This is a genomic window from Alteromonas sp. 38 (genome assembly GCF_902506055.1).
In the GTDB taxonomy this organism is placed as follows: domain Bacteria; phylum Pseudomonadota; class Gammaproteobacteria; order Enterobacterales; family Alteromonadaceae; genus Alteromonas; species Alteromonas lipotrueae.
Genome location: NZ_LR733300.1, coordinates 1,153,532 through 1,173,305, shown reverse-complemented (window position 1 = coordinate 1,173,305; position 19,774 = coordinate 1,153,532). Strand labels below are relative to the sequence as shown.

Annotated in this window: 17 protein-coding genes; 1 reads left to right on the top strand and 16 read right to left on the bottom strand. The window is 40.9% G+C overall.

Translation table 11 applies throughout. From position 1 onward, the window contains the following. Window positions 1-109: 109 nt before the first annotated feature. Window positions 110-1,561: a sigma-54 dependent transcriptional regulator gene (locus tag FLAVO9R_RS04995; protein ID WP_159529363.1), complete on the bottom strand. Its 1,452-nt coding sequence runs from the start codon at window positions 1,559-1,561 to the stop codon at window positions 110-112. A 155-nt stretch (window positions 1,562-1,716) separates the two neighbouring features. Then, window positions 1,717-2,514: a flagellin gene (locus FLAVO9R_RS04990; RefSeq protein WP_159534393.1), complete on the bottom strand. Its 798-nt coding sequence runs from the start codon at window positions 2,512-2,514 to the stop codon at window positions 1,717-1,719. Window positions 2,515-2,861: 347 nt separating this feature from the next. Here FLAVO9R_RS04990 and FLAVO9R_RS04985 point away from each other — a divergent pair, with 347 nt between their 5' ends. Then, window positions 2,862-3,905 carry a glycosyltransferase family 52 gene (locus tag FLAVO9R_RS04985; protein WP_159529361.1) on the top strand — a complete coding sequence of 348 codons (1,044 nt, stop codon included), beginning with the start codon at window positions 2,862-2,864 and terminating at the stop codon, window positions 3,903-3,905. Between the two features lie 19 nt (window positions 3,906-3,924). Here the strand turns inward: FLAVO9R_RS04985 and FLAVO9R_RS04980 are convergent, their stop codons facing one another. From FLAVO9R_RS04980 to FLAVO9R_RS04915, 14 genes are all read right to left on the bottom strand, one after another. After that, the gene (locus FLAVO9R_RS04980) at window positions 3,925-4,695 is read right to left on the bottom strand and encodes a class I SAM-dependent methyltransferase (RefSeq protein WP_159529359.1); all 771 of its coding nucleotides are present in this window, start codon (window positions 4,693-4,695) and stop codon (window positions 3,925-3,927) included. Between the two features lie 35 nt (window positions 4,696-4,730). Further along, window positions 4,731-5,663 (bottom strand): hypothetical protein, encoded by a 933-nt coding sequence (locus FLAVO9R_RS04975; protein ID WP_159529357.1) that lies wholly within the window; start codon window positions 5,661-5,663, stop codon window positions 4,731-4,733. Next, window positions 5,660-6,649 (bottom strand): N-acetylneuraminate synthase family protein, encoded by a 990-nt coding sequence (locus tag FLAVO9R_RS04970; protein WP_159529355.1) that lies wholly within the window; start codon window positions 6,647-6,649, stop codon window positions 5,660-5,662. Before FLAVO9R_RS04970 ends, FLAVO9R_RS04975 begins: the two co-directional genes overlap by 4 nt. Then, window positions 6,646-7,713 (bottom strand): polysaccharide pyruvyl transferase family protein, encoded by a 1,068-nt coding sequence (locus tag FLAVO9R_RS04965; RefSeq protein WP_159529353.1) that lies wholly within the window; start codon window positions 7,711-7,713, stop codon window positions 6,646-6,648. The genes FLAVO9R_RS04970 and FLAVO9R_RS04965 overlap by 4 nt, the downstream gene beginning before the upstream one ends. Further along, window positions 7,710-8,432 (bottom strand): cytidylyltransferase domain-containing protein, encoded by a 723-nt coding sequence (locus FLAVO9R_RS04960; RefSeq protein WP_159529351.1) that lies wholly within the window; start codon window positions 8,430-8,432, stop codon window positions 7,710-7,712. Before FLAVO9R_RS04960 ends, FLAVO9R_RS04965 begins: the two co-directional genes overlap by 4 nt. Before the next feature lie 225 nt (window positions 8,433-8,657). Further along, window positions 8,658-9,599 (bottom strand): nucleoside-diphosphate sugar epimerase/dehydratase, encoded by a 942-nt coding sequence (locus tag FLAVO9R_RS04955; protein WP_159529349.1) that lies wholly within the window; start codon window positions 9,597-9,599, stop codon window positions 8,658-8,660. A gap of 27 nt (window positions 9,600-9,626) precedes the next feature. After that, complete coding sequence (locus tag FLAVO9R_RS04950) at window positions 9,627-10,715, bottom strand: phosphonoacetaldehyde reductase (protein WP_159529347.1); 1,089 nt, start codon at window positions 10,713-10,715, stop codon at window positions 9,627-9,629. Between the two features lies 1 nt (window position 10,716). Next, on the bottom strand, window positions 10,717-11,859 hold the full coding sequence (gene aepY, locus FLAVO9R_RS04945) for a phosphonopyruvate decarboxylase (protein WP_159529345.1): 1,143 nt from the start codon (window positions 11,857-11,859) through the stop codon (window positions 10,717-10,719). A gap of 4 nt (window positions 11,860-11,863) precedes the next feature. Beyond that, window positions 11,864-13,165: a phosphoenolpyruvate mutase gene (aepX, locus tag FLAVO9R_RS04940; RefSeq protein WP_159529343.1), complete on the bottom strand. Its 1,302-nt coding sequence runs from the start codon at window positions 13,163-13,165 to the stop codon at window positions 11,864-11,866. 117 nt (window positions 13,166-13,282) lie between these two features. After that, a complete protein-coding gene (locus FLAVO9R_RS04935) occupies window positions 13,283-16,816 on the bottom strand; it encodes a motility associated factor glycosyltransferase family protein (RefSeq protein ID WP_159529341.1) in 3,534 nt (1,177 codons plus the stop codon). Between the two features lie 38 nt (window positions 16,817-16,854). Continuing rightward, the gene (gene pseH / locus FLAVO9R_RS04930; RefSeq protein ID WP_159529339.1) at window positions 16,855-17,388 is read right to left on the bottom strand and encodes a UDP-4-amino-4,6-dideoxy-N-acetyl-beta-L-altrosamine N-acetyltransferase; all 534 of its coding nucleotides are present in this window, start codon (window positions 17,386-17,388) and stop codon (window positions 16,855-16,857) included. Between the two features lie 11 nt (window positions 17,389-17,399). Further along, window positions 17,400-18,764 carry an ANL family adenylate-forming protein gene (locus FLAVO9R_RS04925; RefSeq protein WP_159529337.1) on the bottom strand — a complete coding sequence of 455 codons (1,365 nt, stop codon included), beginning with the start codon at window positions 18,762-18,764 and terminating at the stop codon, window positions 17,400-17,402. After that, window positions 18,764-19,474, bottom strand: a complete 711-nt coding sequence (locus FLAVO9R_RS04920; protein WP_159529335.1) for an SDR family NAD(P)-dependent oxidoreductase — start codon at window positions 19,472-19,474, stop codon at window positions 18,764-18,766. Before FLAVO9R_RS04920 ends, FLAVO9R_RS04925 begins: the two co-directional genes overlap by 1 nt. Beyond that, window positions 19,474-19,770, bottom strand: a complete 297-nt coding sequence (locus FLAVO9R_RS04915; RefSeq protein WP_159529333.1) for an acyl carrier protein — start codon at window positions 19,768-19,770, stop codon at window positions 19,474-19,476. The genes FLAVO9R_RS04920 and FLAVO9R_RS04915 overlap by 1 nt, the downstream gene beginning before the upstream one ends. Window positions 19,771-19,774: the final 4 nt, after the last annotated feature.

Sequence of the window (19,774 nt, the reverse complement as noted above, 5' to 3'; positions counted from 1 at the left end):
CGGTTTGTGTATATGATTTTACTTTGCAGAAGACATGCCAGTTTTTATACTATATTTATCATATGGTTACGATAAATTAAGGAAGAAGTTTAACGTCAGGTAATTGACGTTAAACTTCTTCCATACGCTGAATATCGTACTTACGCATTTTCTCAACAAGGGTGGTTCTGCGCATTCCGAGCTTATCCGCAGCGCGAGCAACGACCCATTCTTGCTGCTCTAAGGCTTGGCGAATGAGGGTAATTTCAAGTTCAGACAAGTATTCTTTTAGATTAACCCCTTCCTCAGGCAGCGAAGAAGAAAGAGGTAAACTGTTCTCTTCCTCAGGTTCATCAAAGTGATCTTGCGAAGCTGATTCTGCAAAAAGCGCATTAAACGCGTCTCGCTCTAGCAGTTCTTCGGGGTAATCTGGTTCGTACGCTTGAATTTCACCGTACTGGTATTTCTCTGGAAGGTCGGCCACATCAACGATTTGACCGGGATAAAGTATACTCAGGCGCTCAACTAGATTCGATAGCTCACGAACATTACCCGCCCAATTATGCTCCATTAACGATTCTATTGCGCGTTCAGTGAACCTCACACTATCTACACCATCCCCTTGAATACGGCTGTTGAGTTCTTGCAGCAGTAACGGGATGTCGTCTTTTCGTTGACGTAATGCAGGGCTATCGATAGGGAACACGTTTAAGCGGTAGTAGAGATCTTCACGAAACTTATCTTCTTTGATCATAGTTTCTAGATGACGATGGGTAGCCGCAATAATACGAACATTGCATTGTTGAGGCTTGCTACCACCTACTCGCTCGTAAATACGCTCTTGCAGTACCCGAAGCAGTTTGACTTGCATCTGCAACGGCATGTCGCCAATTTCATCTAGAAATAATGTTCCACCCTCAGCTAATTCAAAGCGGCCTTTTCGAGCACTAATCGCACCGGTAAAGGCGCCTTTTTCGTGACCAAACAATTCACTTTCAAGAAGCTCGCCGGGTATAGCACCGCAGTTAACGGGAATAAAAGGGCCATCTTTACGTTCTGACAAGAAGTGTACATTACGTGCCACCACTTCTTTTCCCGTACCAGACTCCCCCAAAATTAGCACCGTTGCCTCTGTAGGAGCCACTTGCTCTACCAAACGACGCACAACCTGAATTTCATCGCTCTTGCCCACCAAACTTCTAAACAGGCGGGTTTTAGAGCCACCAGCGCGGGTTTTACCCGGCTTTCTGCGGCTATATTCTTGGCATCGGTGAATTGATTGCGTAAGTACTGGGTAAGTAAGCGGTAAGGTGATCACGCTGACTAAATTGCACGAAGCGGCCACTTCACCATTTGAATGTAAAATGGCGACGAATGGTATGTGTGGAAAACGAGCAACCAGTGAATTCACCACTGACGACGACGCGTACTCAATAAGTACGGCATCTGCACCCTTTTCTTTCAGGTAACTTTCACAGTCAGAAAGCCCTCGTGACTGACACGACTCTCCCAAAAAGGTGACTATGGTTTCTAAGCTATGAATTAGTTCCTGGCTATCACTAACCAGCAAAATATCCTTCATCAAATCCCCGAGAACGCTTTGTTATTATTTACAGTTTAGCGCATTTGTAAATTGTAACGACAAAAGATCGCAGCGCAACTGGTGTTTTCGGAAATGTAGCAATAAAAAAAGCAGGTTTCCCTGCTTCTTTCGAATAACTCACTCAAATTTAATGTTTAACTGAGCAGTGCCAAAACCTGCCCTTGCTGCTGATTCGCTTGGGCTTGAACCGTTAAAGCCGCTTGCCCTTGGACATTATTTGCCGCTTGTTGAGAGCTTGCTTGAGCGTAATCTAAATCTTGAATTCGACTACGTGCTTCTGCCGTGTTCACATTGGATTGGGTTAAATTTCGAGCAGTACTAGCCAAACTATTTTGCGTAGCACCTAAATCGCCACGTGCGCCACCTAAAATTTCAATCGCTTCGTCGGTAGCATTTAACGCATCATCAATACTGCTACCAGAAGTTAAATCGATAGAAAGTACGTCAGATAGTTGGCTACCAAGATCTTGGGTTTTAACATCAACTGAGTTGCCACCATTCGCCCCAACTTGAAAACTCAACGCGCCATTGTCAGACAACAAAGGTTTACCAGCAAAATTGGTTTGCTCAATGGTAAAGCTGATATTCTCTTGAAGCTGTGATATTTCAGATTGCAGCGCTTGACGGTCGCCGTCGCTTAACACACCGTTACCAGACTGAATAGTAAGCTCGCGTATACGATTTACATCATCGTTAATGTTGCTTAAACCGCCTTCAGCGACTTGAGCTAACGAAATGCCATCATAAACGTTGTTCACAGCCTGACGATTGCCTTCAACCTCAGACGTTAAACGGTCAATAATCTGCTGGGCCGCTGCGCCGTCTGAAGCATTATTGACCTTTTTGCCAGACGCTAACTTTTCAAACAGATCAGTCTGTTTATCTTGAATTTGATTGAATAAGGATGATGTGCTGCTGTTATTTACCTGCATAATTGCCACCATTTTAAACTTTTCCATGATGTATTATAGCATGATACTGCTCAACATCTAACCAGTTAAGCGTATAAACCGACATACCTTGATATCACTTTCTATAAACCTGCCTTTTACCTAGGATTTATTGATAAAATATTTGCCAATGAATCACGAGAAGTGCAGGAAATAAAGGCGTTCGTAATGAAAAGTAGGACACCACCACGCCGCTATAATTATTATTCTGTTCACAGATAGTTGTATAGTTAATAATGAAGGATTTTTGGCGGTTTTTATCAGTCGTCGAGCGTGTTCTGAAAAGACCTTCTAAGTCACACTATAAATATACGAAAGGTAAAATACTGATGGCACGCACTGCCCTATTTTTAGTTCAAACTCCGCTACATGTTATTAATGCGCTAGAAGCAATAACAGAGTTTAATATTGAACAAAGTACCTTTTTTATCGTGGCAAGCGATCACAACCCTAAGTGGCGGTTAATGATAAAACAACTTTTGCCTCCCCATGCAAAAACTATATTTTGTACTCGTAATGATCACGATATTGAAGAAGGTACTAAGGCATATGCTCAACATTTAGATACGTTGAAAGCAGAGTCTTTAGACTTTGTCTTTTTTGCTGATGCACGCCTCTACATTTTTGTGGATATCGTCAACTCTCTTCAAAATCCCTCGACCATCCTCATGGATGATGGCACTGGAACATTATTAGCAATTCACAGTTTAACGAGGTATGGCCTCTATTATGACATGTCAGTTAGCCGCAACATTGAAAGGCAACGCACTATTGAAGCTGTTAAAATAAAATATGGTCTATGGAACTTAAAGCCCGTTAGATATGACCTCTTTACCGTGTTTGATTATGAAGCTTGTGATTATTTTAACGTCGTGAACAACCCGATGAAGCAACTGTGTTTTACCCATGATGACCAGAAATCTGATTCCGTTCTTTTTTTGGGTCAACCGTTTGTAAAAATAAATCACATGACCGCTAGCGATTACGAAATATGTTTAAATGAGATTTGTGACCAGTTCAAAGGTAAGCGAATGCTCTACCTGCCACACCCGAGAGAAGATCATACTTTGATCGAATCACTTGCAGCAACGGGAAAAATTACGATTATACACACTGAACTAACAGCCGAGAATTTCCTGATAAGTCAAACCCACGCGCCTAAAACAGTGTGTGGTTTTTTATCTACGTCGCTTTGGAATATTGTTAAATTTCAGAAAGGGATAGACGTTCATGCTTTCAAAATACCAGCACATAGATTTAACGAAAAACTGGCAAAAAATCGTTCGAGAAGCAGTCATGTAACAGATTTAGAATTTATTAATCTTATTTACGACTATTACGAAAAACGCTTGCCAGTACATTTATTGAAATAAAGCTGCAAAACAACAGAAATTATGCGCGTTTATAAAGCCTGGTCATCATAGATCCCCAATAAGCGTGTCGCTTTTGTGAATCTCGTTTGTGCACGGAAGATAACCAGTTTTCATTGTCCTGATCTGAACGGTAGACAGAGTCTCGATAGAGATCCACATGATCAGCAAGTACAAAATTTAGCTCAGCAAACAATTCATCAACCAATGCCGCTGAAAAATGTTGAAAATGGCTAGGATAATGATGTTGAACCCATTCATCCCGATACAAATTGGCGACCGTAGAGCTCGAATCTGGTGTTGCAGTGATAAAGAAATATCCCTCTTCTGACACTAAATCCGTAAGCTGTTTTAATAACGCCCTAAAGTCCACCAAGTGCTCTAACACTCCTCGCAGAACGACAAGGTTCATCGTCCCCTTTCCTACTTTATCAACACTCAAGTGATATCCTTTCTGTGTCAATGTCTCTACCGCGCCAATGGATAAGTCATCTCCAAAGGCCCGTACGTTTTTAATTCCACCGTGTTCAACCAAGGCATCTAGGAAGTAGCCACCAGAGGCACCATAGTCAAATACAGGCCCTTCTAATGGATCGGTAATTTGGCTTTTAATCCAATCCACTTCTTGTATGTAAGATACTGCGCGCGCCTTATTTTTTACTTCCGAAGCCTGATGATTTTTTTCATGGTAATGCGCGTAATGGTTACTAATTTCAGTTGGCGTTGGTACAGGTACCGTGCAAATATACAGGCAGTCATTACACCGATAATAATTACCCGTCCAAATTTTCAAATCACTACCCTGACAGAAGCGGCATATTTTCATAATTAATTACTCATCAGTCTATTGGTTAACGAGAACCAAAACGATTTATCTACGTGTGTGTTAAGCGATTTACCCGCCAACGACATACGCTGACGCAATTGAGGGTCATCGGCAATTTTCTCAATAGCATTTATCAGCGATGGAATAGTATTTTCTGTTGATGGCAGTGCACACCCATATGAATACAAAAAGCGATATGCCTCACTAAAGTTTGTTCGCCGACGAATCACGGTCGGCATTCCCATTAACGCTAATTCAACAGCACTAAGACCACCTTGACATATAACTGCGTTGCACGCCTTTAGGTCACTATAGGAGAAAGCTTGCGATTCTTTATCTTTCAGCTTACGGTGTAAAAACTCGTTAAGCGATAGCGATTTATTTTTCTGAGGTGGATAAACAAGTGGCTCATATCCTTGCTCAGCTAACGCATCAACGATAGAAGGCGCCACTCCATCTGCATCACCTCCCCCCATACAAACACCTATCAGTCGTGTATTACGGGCTTTGATAGGCTTCGAAGCACTTTCCATCCATTTCGACGAAGGGATGTTGCATAGCACAGCAGACAAATCCGTGAGAAAGTGAGCTGGTGCAGTCATCCCATTTAAGCTAGGTGCAACAACGTAATCGACATCTTCATTAACATCTGAAATATAAGACAGCGATATCTTCTTCGGCGCCCTTACGTAGCATTCAGTTTCTTTCTTTAGAGATAATCCATCGAGAAAAACGATATCGGCATCAACAATATTGCGCAGAGCGTACTCATCTTCGAGCAAGGGATCACCCCACGGCTCTCGATTAACGACTTTTAACGTTACAGCCATTTTAGGCGAAAGTATTTCTCTCAAAAGTTGAGCGCGAGCAACATGGCCCCACCCCACATTTTTTCCTATTTCGGCAACGATGAGTACGCTTGCAACAATGTTCATTTAATATCTGTTTTGTCTATAGGCTTACCTGCAGTGGCATCAGTAAGCAGAGTCTGACCAACAACCACATCTAATGACTCCAGAGGAAAGTCCCTTTCTGGACGCAAATAAGCTATATCCTCTTTGGTAATAACGTGACCTTTAGGCAGTGCGTGCCTGAAGTAAAGTCCTCTGCGCGCTCTTTTTGCGGTATAAAGTTCCGCTTCAGTTGGCTCTGAGCGTACACTTTGCATCGCACTTTGGGTATCTTTTACCATTTTACAAAACACAGCGAGCGCTTCCCCGTCTAGGGAGTGCTTTACATCAAGACCGCCATTTGCGGGTGATAATGAAAAATGCTTTTCTATCCATTCCACCCCTAAAGAAGCCGCTAAAACTGCGGCGGCGTAACCGTCAGAGTGGTCAGAGAAACCAATAGGAATACCGTATCGATTTTGTAACCAAGGAATAGTGCCCAACATGGCGTTAGACAAATCATGGGGGTATTCCGCCACACAGTGCATGAGAACGATATTGGAAGTATGACTCAATAACCGTTCGACCGATTGATCTATTTGCTCAATGGTTGACATACCGGTGGAGAGAATTACTGGAAAGCCACTGGATCCAGCAGCATCAAGAAGATCATTGTAATTGTTATCACCGCTCGCAATTTTTATGAATGGAGGTTCTGTTTCGATAAGCTCTTCAAGCGATAACAAATCGAAAGGGGTTGATGTAACACAGCGATATCCCCTTTTAGTGGATGCACGCTCTACAATACTTTTATATTGTTCATGAGGAATTCGAGAGTGGTGCCTTAACCAACGAACATCATCAATATCGTAGGTGCCATATTCGTAATCACCTGGGGCATATAGGGTTTCATCGCGTATTAGTTGAAATTTTACGTAATCAGCACCAGCATTTAACGCAACCTCTGTATTGGTCCACAGCAAAGGAACTGAACCAAAGTGATTCATGGCCGCTTCAGCAATTATTTTCATTTTACCGGCCTCAATTTAGTCAAGAAACGATTGATTCCTTCGACTTGAATATCATGAAGGGTATCCCAACAAGGGGGGATAGCGACAGATTCTGGCATATTCTCAACATGATTTTTTAAATCTTCGAAGATTGTTTCTCGGCGCTCAATAATATTTAAGTCGCACGCTTCCATTCCCAGTGTGTTAATCAGGCTTTCCGAACGTTCATCATAAGAAAGGTTTAGAGTAGGTCTTCTAAGCGACCAAAGCGGTAGACTTGTATGTACACGAAATGAGATAGCGGCTTCAACGCTATTTAAAATATTGAAGTATTCATACACGTCGCTTGTGTATAGGATATCTCGTCCAAACGACATAGCATATTCAATATCTCTTTGATCGTTGCACAGTACGCGCGCCGGTTTATTGGTTCGTGATTCAAGTAAATCAAGACACCGCTCTGACAGATGGTGCATCTTCATTTTTTGAGATAGGGGAATATTCATCTGATCGGGATTACGTACCGCAAGCAACGGGAAACGCGCTTCTTGCTGACCATCTTTTGAAAATTCTCTGTTAGCTAAATCAGAAATGTAGACTGAAGGACACCCACCGACAAGATGATCGGGATGGCGCATGAGCGATTCGATATGATTATACGTTGCTGCATCTCTTGAGAGAACGACATCAGCATGCTCCAACAGCGTCACCAAGTCGCCGTCATTGATTGCATCTGTTCGCCTTACATACGATAAATCTGAACCGTAAATATTTCCGTAAGACGTTGAGTAAACCATCATAGGCTTTCTCAGCGCTCTTAATGCCCCTTTATCAAATTCTATTTCGCCATTTTCAAAGAGGTTGCCGCCACCGATAATGACGCCTGATGCCGTTTGATTTATATCGTATATTGTTTTTTTGGTTAGGCCTGACTTTGCACCAAACCCCGCAGCAGGTATGGTAATGAAATTCACCGCGCCGTTACATTGTCGCTCCACCATTCGTCGAACCGCCTGCTGAATCAGGAAGTTACCTATATTAAAGCCATGTCCAAATGGACAAATGTGGTAAATATTATATCTCATAATTTAATTCGTTCTTTGTATGCCATAGTAATTCGCTCAATACTTCCAACCTCAGTACTATCAAATACTGGATGTAGCCAGAGCGAACCAAAAAAGTCGGCGTCTTCTTCATAGTCAATGGTTAAGCGTACGGTTGAGTCAAAATCTGGAATGCTTAAATCATTGGCCTCGATGTTACAAATATTGTCGTTATTTAGCCTCTTACAAATTGGCGTAATATGTTCTCTTTCTTCTTCTGTATGGCTGCTGTTAACTATTTCACGTAGCCATCGTGAACGATACATTTCTAAAGAGATCCCATAAGGGAATGTCCTCTTATTCAAGTTAGTGATCAATTGCGTGGCGTCATCCATATCGCTCAATTTTGAAACGATGTGCTTAATGAGAGGGAATAAAATGAGCGGACTATCTGCATTAAGCCGCCATAGCCACGTATCCACATTTGCACTCGCTAACTCACACAACCTAAGCATGGGCGACAAGGCGCCTCTATAAACTTGCACACCCTTGCCTTCTCCATATCGTGCAATACTATCATCCACAGAGCGAGTTGATGTGGCTATTACTGGCTCTGCTATTGCACTCTCTTCATAGGCCAGAGCGCGAACTTGCGTAATAATACAATCAATGACGGAATGACTGCCTAAAATTGGCGATAATACCTTTCCAGGAAGCCGGCTAGAGTCGGCTCTAGCAAATACGACTGGCAGTATTCTCATATTTTTGACGCCTTATTTTTCATAATCGACTTCAGCAAAAGTTATGCCAGCAACTTTAGGGCTTCGTAAAGTTCGTTTCTAAATGAAAGTGACTTTTGGAATACATCCCCCCTAAAACGCGTTCAATTGTTTTATTATATCGACAGCTTTTTAAAATTCTTTTGCTTTAAATGCGAGGACGAATTTTGGGCTTCGGATGAGGTGGCAGGTAAGGTAAACAGAATTTTATTTTGACACAAGCGACATATCTATTTTTTTGTCCGACTCCACTCTTAATCCTGCGTCTTTAAACTCACTAAATTCAACAACCTGTGTATTTGCATAATCCGTAAACGTGATATTTTTCTTCGGTACATTCCAGTCTGAACCATACAAAAAGGCTAAATATTCACTGGATTGCACTGGCGTTTGAACTTGGCAAGTGTTCCAGTTGACCAATGCCGTACCGTTAAAATGCTTTTCTGGCGCAAACCACATCCCCAAGCTAGGAAGGTGGATAGATTTACCATCTTTGACTTCTCGCGCACTAAACGTTGTTTTGAACTGAGCTAGATTATTAAGGGGGTCGTCAAACTCCAATACAATACCAATACCTCTATTCTTTTTATCTAGGGTTTTTGAGACTTTCCAGGTTAAGTTACTTACGTTATTTTCGACAAATGCCTCGATAACATTCAGTACACTCTGGAAATAATGTGTGGGCATTGAAAAGTCGATATCGTCATCCCACTCGATAATATCTTTGTCTCGAATGATACCCAGCAATGTTCCAAAATCGAGCACAAGAGGAACACTCTCATTTATGGCTATTGAAGATAGCTCGCTAATAATGTTGCGACCCAATTGTCGGCTTGCGGCATTATAAAATGGTGGAGTTTGTTTTTTTAAGTGACTTTTAGGTGGCACAACGATTTTTTGATGCGGGACATCGAGTTCATTGAGTAACTGCGCTTCAACTTCTACTGCCCACTGGGTGGTTATTACTATTTCATCGAATACTAAGTGTCCAATAGCGGCAGGGCTAATAACTGGCACGCCTTCGATAAGTAACCCTTCTTTCTGTTTATCGTTATCAACAATACCAATAAACTCTCGGGACGTTTCATTATTAGAGATATACGTTTTTGAGCTTTCGCCTGCCCCAAATAATAGCGTTTTTGTTTTCATGGCCGAAAATGCCTATTTTTCTCGTAGTTAAGACAGACTCTCTTTAATGATGGCTTTAACTAAATCTGGCGTTACTGCCGTTGTAAAATTACCCGCCCGGGAAGGATCGAGTTCGCGGTCAACAGCTTTAAGCATTTGCGGTAATTCTGCAAACTTCTTCATTTCGTCGTTGAGGCGTAATGCATCCAAGAGATTAATTATCCTATCGACCATGTCTTGGGATAACTTTAATCTGTTTGCCCCTACAACCTTTAACATTGCCGCCAAAGTAAAACTACAGGCTAAACCGTGGGGTACCTTAAATTCAATGGTCAAAGGATATGAGATTGCGTGGGCAAGTGCAGTTTTAGTTTCTGAAATCGCAAGACCTGATAAAAATGCCGCGAATTGCAGAGCCGCTCGGCCTTCAATGTTCTTAGGTTTTTTAAGCACGGGCCGCAAATGCTCACAAATTAGTGCTATGGCTTGCACTGCATAGCGCTCAGAAGTGTTCGACCGCCTTACATTCCATAATGATTCGATAGCATGGGACAAAGCATCTAATGCTGTCACCATGGTTTCATAAGGCGGTAATCCTACCGTTAAATTCGGATCTAAAACAACCTTATCGCTTTCAGCATGGTCAATAGAATATTTCTTTTTATCACCCGTATCCCATACTGTAGCAAATGGGGTGATTTCAGCCCCTGTTCCCGAGGTGGTGGGGATGGCGATTAACGCCACAGAATTTGACACTGCTTTTCGTGCAGCCATAAGTTGGTGTAGGCCGCCGCTTTGTGTTTGCAACATAACCCGAAGTACTTTAGAGGTGTCTAACACGCTACCACCGCCTAGCGCGATAATATGAGTGACTTTACTTGTTTTAAATCGCGCATAAAGTCCATCGATATAGGTTAACTCTGGATTAGGGGTTACATCATCAATCACGTGAAAACGTTCACATTTCAGTTTGGCTTTGAATGCATCCACAACACCACGCTTAACAAACCCCTGACTTGTAACAAGTAGAACCTCAAGGTTGGCTTCTATCAGTTTACTCACACTAGATAAGTAATCATCTGATTGAATTAACCGCTCGTTTAAGGCTTTAGTTAGCATGGGCGGCATGAAACTCATATCATTCGCCATGACTGTGCTGCATAAATGCTAATTTATTCTCGATGGGGGTAGACGTAGGACGTCCCAAATCACTTCTTGCACCTTGTTTAATTTTAACTTCAAACAAAATTGGACCTTTACATTGAGGCATTGCAGCAATAATCTTTGACCACGCTTCAGTAAGTGAGTCACTATCATCACAACAATAATACGCGTCGTATTTGCATCCTAATGCAATGCTTTCTATGTCAATACCTCCAGCTACAGTAGGCTGCCCACCCACCGAGTCATGGCATTGATTATTGAGTACCACATGGATCAAGTTGTCAAGGTTACTTGCTCCAGCAATAGCTAGTGCCCCCATGTGCATTAGCATCGAACCGTCACCATCAAGCGCTATCACTTGACGGTTTGGTTTTACACGGGCTACTCCCATCGCAATGGATAAGGTATGTCCCATTCCACCAACGGTAAGGAAATCTGTATTATCTTGGTTATTTGTTTGTCTAATTTCAAACAATTCCCTTGATGTTTTCCCAGTGGTTGAGATGATTAACTCTGCACCAGACATGTTTCCCAGCAAAAGAGACAGGGCTTCCTCTCTGCTCATCTCACATCGGTTTTCAACTGACTTACTGCTAGCCGAGTCCGTAGCTGAAAAGGTGTCTTTTCTAACCAAAATGGCTACAGGACATGTATTGGTTTTCATGGTTTCTAGTAATGGTGGCAAAGCATCTTCTAGAATCGAACCCGAATCTATCGTGATATAAGGGATTCCTAGCACATCCAACTGCTGCTGCGTTATTTGACCTTGTTTTACATGCTGTGGTTCGTCTTTAACATTAGGCTCACCTCGCCATCCAATCACCATCAACATTGGAATCCCGTAAACCTCTGGATCAGCAAGTGACGTGAGTGGATTTATCGTGTTTCCCAATCCAGAGTTCTGCATATATACGACAGCGGGTTGCCCTGCCCCTAAGTAATGACCTGTCGCCATTCCAATAGCATTGCCCTCATTAGCGGTAATCACATGCGCGTTAGATTCAAACGTAGAATCGATATAAGCACACAAATTTTTCAGTAGCGAGTCTGGTACACCGTAATAGTTGCTCAAGCCATGTTGGGCGAGTAAGTGACAAAACAATTCAGGGGATACCATAGTGCTACTTACCGCCCGGTATCAATTCTAGAATTTGTTTAATAGGCATCATTTGGGCATCAACTTCTGAACTTCGCCCATGGCGTAAAATAGACTCTGCAGTGTTGCACATTGCTGGGTATGCGCTTCGCAGTAATTGATTAGCATAAATAACTACATTCACACCCCGCGCTTGAAGCTCATGTTCAAAGACGGTGTTATAACTAGAAGGCACCACTACCAACGTTTTTTTGTTTTCGAATTTTGCATAACGGTCACAAAATTCAAATATTTCATCTGGTGATTTTTCTCGGCTATGGATCATAATGCCATCAGCCCCTGCCTCTAAAAATGCTTTAGCTCGCTCGAGAGCATCATCAATACCTTTGCCTAATATTAAGCTTTCAATACGGGCAATAATCATAAAGTCATTGGTAGCTTGAGCACTTTTACCCGCTGATATTTTTTGGCTAAAAGCTTCAATTGTATCTTGAGTTTGCGCTACATCAGTGCCGAATAAAGAGTTCTTTTTAAGTCCGGTTTTATCTTCAATAATAACCGCAGACACACCCAGCCTTTCTAAGGTCTTCACCGTGAAAGTGAAATGCTCTGTTTTTCCGCCCGTATCGGCGTCATAAATAATCGGTTTTGTAGTAACTTCTAGCACTTCATTTAAGGTGCTCATACGAGAAGATACATCTACGGCTTCAATATCGGGTTTTCCCTTTGCTGTTGAATCTGTAAGGCTACTTCCCCACATCCCATCAAACTCTTTAACCCCAGTATCCGTTTCTATCTTTGTATTCTCGATTATCAACCCTGACAAGGCGTTGTGAATATCCAAAAAGCGAACCAGAGGCTTAGCAGCCATTAATCGTTTTAAGGATTTCAATCGAATGGCAGGCGTGGTCCCCACTTCTTTCATCGCTTGGTGTAATTGTGAAGAAGAAATACCTTGGGTATAAGGCACTTCTATGAGCTTCCCTCCCCATTGGGCCAAGCAATCGATAACCCGCTGTCGAGTTTTCTGCTGAACACCCGTTTTCCAATCATCACCATGCACGACATAATCAGGTTTCAATGTCTCTAGATTAGGAACATAGTCTAATGTAGTTTGAGGTATTACAGCATCCACACCTTTTATATTTTCAATTACAACTTTCCGTTGCTCAAACTCCATAAAAGGCACTCGCTTATAACTCGCGATTGCAGCGTCGGTTAAAAGCCCGACGGTGACGTCGCCTAATTTGGCGGCGCTCTTGAGAACATTAAGATGGCCAGGATGAACCAAATCGGCACTCATTCCTACATAAACACTCTTTGTCATAATAATTTTTCCATACCTCTATCGCAAAGTCTTCTGGTGACGAGTTAATATCGGCACAAAAAATAAAACTTTAAATTTAAGTGTATTGGCAAAGTGGACTGTATTGAGTTAACGACACTAAGCATTAATATCAGATATCATGTTTTTCACACGGGTTTCATTTGCGTCTTCTAAAAGTAATGAATCTATCTGTATATTTCCTCTGCACACCTTACCTCTATTTCCAATATTATCGCATGCTAAGCTAGAAGCTAGAACGCCTTTACGAGGGATAGCAATATACCTTGCATATTCTATATATTCTTCAACCCATGAGAGAGATTCAAGTAATGGTGCTAAGTAGCGTTGCTTTTGAAGTGCACTGCTGTTCGTGAACTCATATTTAGGCAAGAACATGAACACATCTTCTTGATTACAGAGAAAACCTGGCACAAAATGTTGCTTAGCAGTGTGCACAAAAGGTCTATCTCCAGCTTCAAATGAAGGAATATCTAGCGCATTCGGCGAATACCAAATATAAATGCTAACCTTACTCTTAAGTTCGAATAATCGTGTAACAACACTTTCTTCAACAAGACTGAAGGTTCCAACGAGGCTGTTTATTTCGCTACCAATATTGCTCAATAAACTATCCAGAGCAGTTACCTTGCGCCTAAAATGTATATGATAAGCATCACATTCACTACTTTTTGGGGTCTTAGCTAACGATAGTGCCGAGTCAATTGTTTCCACTAATTTCTTATCTGTCTCTTCAATATCTAGGCTGAAAGTTTTATCTCCAGATGTTATCCACGCTTTTATAAACACAGATTCTCTTAAAAATACGCAAGAGCTGGTAGTATCGAATGCCGAAGCATCGCCGATGTAGCTAATTGATACTTTCTCTAATGTATCTAGCCATTGCAAACGCGCTTCATCAAGCGCCGTTAAACTATCCGTTGTGGAGGATAATTTGCTGAAGACTGCATTGGCATAGTTGATAGTTCCATACAGCAAATAAAATAAGAGTGATTTCTTCATTTGATACGACTCGAATATCATCTCCTTTTGAACCTTAATAAACTCATCTGCTTCGTCATTTGATGAGAAGGGTACTTTTACTTTTTCCATGAAGATAGAAAGCTCGTCTTTCAGTGCATCAACATCGAATCTCGCATTAAATAGAGAGGGATATTCATCAGGTTTTTCAATTGGTTGAAACGCATTATTTTTTATAACATCTAGTGCAGCATCTCTTTGACTAGATGATGCAGAAATTAATACCATATCTAAAGGTAAAGGCGTTGCACCGGCTATTTTTGCACCATCGCTGCAGTTGAAACATGTAAGCCCATTTTGCGCTAAGGACTGCTCGATGATCGTTTTGGAAAGTTTAAACTCGTACTTCGTGAACACAGTGGCTCTGAAATTACCAGGCACAACAATTGATGTATTATTGCTGGCCTCATAGTCATAAACCTCTTTACCGTTGACATAGTAGGAAGATTCTTTCGAGTGGTGTTTAGTCTTGTCATAAAAGCCTAAATCTACGCCAAATAAGTAAATCTGATCCATCCCAATTTTTGAAAACAGATTGATAGCTAAATTTGATACCGTCGGGAATGCGAAACGTAACTCTTCATAGTTAGCCCGTCCTAAAACTTCTAAGGCTGAAACGGTGGACGACTCGCCATCTTTAAATGCTATATAAACATCGTTGAAAAGGTCACAAGTGTCAGGGTGAATACCATTAACTGAGATTAAGTTTATTTGTTTGAGATAATTAAAATCATCGACTCGACTACACCAATCAAAGGTAGAGCGATTTTGCTCAATTTCAGCATGAAAATCTGGCGTAATATCGTGTTTATACAATGCTGAAAGCGCAGTTCCGCAAGAGACAACAATTGCATTCTCTCGGTACTCCAAAATGGTTTCTATCGCCGAATCTAAAGACGGGCCATTCCCTACGATAAAAACAGGAACTTCTTTGTTTTCAAAAGATAAATATTGCGCAGGCTTATTACGCAGAAGTGGAAAGCCTCTTTTTAATGCCTCAGTAGTGTGAGAGATACCATACCTTGCATGGTCAAAATATTCCCCCATAGAAATAACGACCTGAAGTTGTTCCCTCAATTGAGCAATTGCCGACACTAATGCTGAATTGTAATAGCTCTGATAGAAATAGGTATTCGCAAGTATATAGGGGCCAATAGAATAAAACTGATTTAGCAAATCTTTAAATAAATTAGTGCCATCGTCACCGATGTTAATGTACAAACGCCCTTCTTTTTCATCAATACCAGATAAAATTTCATCCCACTTTATGGCAAATAAAGATGCGTAAAAAAAATCTTTATTAGGTTCGCATACAAATAACTTTTCTACGTCGTGATTATTGAACAAACGCTCTATTTGGTAACCCACTCCAACGCCAAAAAGAATCATGGACTTCAGCGTATCTGGCAATTGTCCTTCATCTTGCTCTACTTGTTTTAAGAGCGATTCTGTTTTATTGACAAATTGATAGTGGATATATTTCTTAAGCTTTTTCCCTTTATAGCCAAGTATTAGTCCGTCTTTATTCGGCTGATCACTAAAACTGTCAAAATTTAGCGCGCATTCCTGTTTGGGTGATTCTCCATACCAAGAAACCAGGGAGTCCTTCTTCACTAAATTGATTTCACCATTGCTGTCTTCTACAGGCAACCATGTTTGCGGTTCGTAATGACTAAAACTGTTAAAAATATCGGGAAAATATTTTTTGAAGGCAGCGAGGTTACTTTTCAGTCTACCTTGTGCTTCTGCACTAGGATCCTGGTAATTTTCTAATTGTATTGATTGCGTCCAAGGTGGCACGTATTCGGTTGGACTTCTTAGTTTATATGAAGTAATACCAGTACTCTTAAGCCGAGCCCAACCGCCCTGAATACATTTTTTTTCTATGGTATCGAAAATAGGAGAATTGTAATGTTTGTATAAATAAAATCCCCCTATGTCGAAATGCTGTCTAAGCTCTTCAATATCGCTAACAATATTTCGGCCATCTTTTTCGAGTTGAAAAAATAACCGCGTACCTTTGTCGTTAGCTTCTGCCAAAACGTCGTTCCATTTTGAGCAAAATACCGAGCATTTGAAATATTGTGCTTCAGGCTCGTAAATAACTAAGTTGGTTATAGAGTGTTTTTTTATTAACTCAACAATATGGAAGCCTAATCCAACCCCTAACACTACAAGAGTATCTATGGTCTCGGGTAAGGCACTTCGTTGTATAAAATGTTGATATGAAAAAGTATTCGCTAAAGATCCCTCTAAACTTTCATTAGTTTCGACCTCTGCCGGATTAGTTTCATCGCATTGCTTAAGGTCGACAAAAATCGAGTGGGTACTATTTACCAAATATTGTTTACTGATTTCCGCTTCAGGATCTAGCCCATAAAGCGTTCGCCCGATGCCATAGTCGACTAAGTTAAACTGCCCGTTTTTGTTGCAGATAATAGAAATATTGTCATTGTTTATTTTTTGTATATTAGCTATTAGTGACGGTATAAATTGTCTAAAAGCAAACAGGTTTTTCTTATACTGTCGATCGATTAGCTCGGCGGTATACTTTTCGATTTGCGCTTGTTTCTCTTCATCTTTAAAAATATGCAATCGAACATTTTTAAGCATTTTTGGCGATTATCCTTTGTAGAATTTTGAGGTATGGCCTACTCAAAGTCAGCCAAAAATGAAGAAAAGCGTTTCTTTTGCAACCAGTCTTCTTTGTGAAGTTCAAATAGATGTAAATCATACCACTCGTCGTTTTTATAAATATGTGATTGATATACACCTACATCTCGATAAGCATGTAACCTGTGTAACTTCATTACTTTTTCGTTATTGCTCAAAACTTCAGCTGTAATTTTGTTAATATTTTCACTCGCAAAAACATAGTTGTAGAAATAAGGAGGGATTAATCCGCCTAGCTGTTTTAAATTTGGATCTCCAATATAAAACCCCCAGCTACATCTTTTGTGTTCTACGCTAATTTCAGATTGATTAAGCACACCAATAGACTGATGGTTGTACTCAATAATCCAATACCCACTTTTACGATCAGACTGAATGGCTTGGAACCATTTCTTTTGCTGTTCAAGATCATAGCTCACGTCACTTAGCATAAACTTATTCACATCATCGCTTGTTCGCCATTTTAAAATAATAGCTAAATCATCGGGAGTTATATGGCGAAACTTAAACACTAAAGTACCTTTTATAGAGAACGTTGTTTTTTAAACCTTGGGCTAAATTGCACATTATCATCGAAGATAAACTTAGCGGGTACTTGGAAGTTTTCTAGGTGCGCTTTACAAAAGCGTTTAATCGCCGCCTTGAGCTCTTTTTTATTTTCATGCAGTGATCCTTCGGTGCTATCAACCAGCCTAATTTTGCTATATACCACATTACCCAACAGAGCATTTGGTTCGCCATACACTTCAGCTTCAGCGATATAGTCAAGTTGTTGTAATACACTTTCTACTTCCGCAGGGTATACCTTTTGACCACCAACATTGATTATTTCTGAGTCTCGCCCTAGCACCTTGATATATTCACCATTCACCTCGACCTTATCGCCGGTATGAAACCACCCATCAGGGGTATAAGGGCTAGGCGCATTCAAATAACCTAACATACCCGAATATGACTTCACCTCTAAAATATTATCGGTGGTTATTCTCGTCTGGAAACCTTCCCCTCCTACTTTCATCCAAAGTGAAGATGACGACTTAGATTTAGAGCGTAAAATGCCAATCTCGGATAGGCCGTAGGTTTGGAGCAATTTGATGTCAGGAAATAACTGATTAAACCTAAGTAAAACTGATTCAGGCATGGGTTCGGTGCCGTATGTAACAGTACTTAATGAGCTAAGATCGTAACGCTTGTAGGCTTCACTAATGAGGATTAAGTTGATAAAGGTTGGTGATGTAGGTAGGAGTTCGGCTCTAAACTTGTCAACGGCTTCAAGAACGGTGTCAGGTTTACGATCTGTTACGGTAATAACGCATCCGGCGTTAGACAAGGTATACAATAAAGTATTAACCCCACCTATATGGTCATACAACAAAAAAGTGATTGCACGTAATGCATGCCGGCCGACTTTAAACTTTTCGAGTAACTTTGCCATGTCATGAACAGCAGCTTTACTTTTGCCTGTCGACCCAGATGAAAATAACACAAGACCCGGTATTTTTTGCCCGCGTAAGTCAGCTATGAGTTCATGAGAAGCCTTCGTTGATAACGTATCGATTTCATACTCATCGTTATCTTTAATTGTCACCACAACTTCGACCTGTGCAGTTTCAATAAACTCATCCCTCTTATGCGCTACAGAGGTAGTGGTTGGAACTAATATAGTGGCTCTTTCAATAAGTGCCAGCAGTAACGCCACCGAGCTTGGAGAATAGTCAGCGTCTACCATCACCACAGTCCCTTCGGTAACGCCATAGTTGGCTAAAACATCTTGCCAAAACTGCGTTTTTTCTAGGAGCCATCCGTATGAATATGCCTGATCTCGCCAAACAATAGCATCGCTATTCTTATTCTTTTCAAATATTTCCAGAAAAAAATCAATAAACATCAGGCTCCCCCTAAATATAAAATTTGTCCTGTAATGAAACTGCTTTCTGGTTTGATATAAAAATCGATGACATTAGACACATCCGCCATTTCGCCGAATCTCTTTATACTCTGCTTTTCGAGCAGTTTATTTAACTTATCATCAGGAACATTTTTAATTAGATCCGTTTGAATTGGCGTTGGGCCAATGGCGTTCACAGTAACGCCAAATTCTGAAAATTCTTTCGCCAATGTTTGTGTCAGGCTTTCTACAGCAGATTTTGACGCGGCATAAATGGCTTCGCCTTCTAAAGCAAAAGGCACGGCAACTGTAGAGAAGTTAACAATTCGCCCATATTGATTTTTACGCATTAGCTTGACCGCTTCGCGGCAAAATAAGAAACTCGCAAATACATTAGTTGAGAAAATTTTCTCTACCGTAGATAAGGGCGTCAACATCGCGTGATTCATAGCCGCTATGCCAGCATTGTTGATAAGTACATCGAGCCGCTTATGACGCTTACGAATTGACGAGAAAAGAGATTTGACGTCAATTTCACTTGCCACATCTAAACTAAAATGTTGGTAATTTTGGTGTTCAATTGATAATTCCGAACGGCTACACCCAATAACAATATGACCTGCATTTAAATAGTAATGAGTTAGGTATAACCCTATTCCCCTGCTTGATCCGGTTATCAAAATGACTTGTTGAGTATGTGACGTATCCATTACTGTTCATTCAACGCATTAGTTAAATACGTCGCCAGCGTATCAATCGTTTTAAATGGGCTATTTTTTTGAGACAACGCTTTTTCATTCGCAATGACATATTCAACCTCTAACTCATCTTCAAGCAACTCCTCAAGTGTCAGAAGAAGGTTAACCAAATCAACGGAGTCTAATAGACTAGCAGAGCCATACAGCGCTGTGTTTTCGTCTTTCACTACTTGTTCACCTTCCCGAGTAGCATTAAGCTCATCGATTGCAGAATAAATTAACGCGATAATTTGCTGATTAGTGATCATTAGT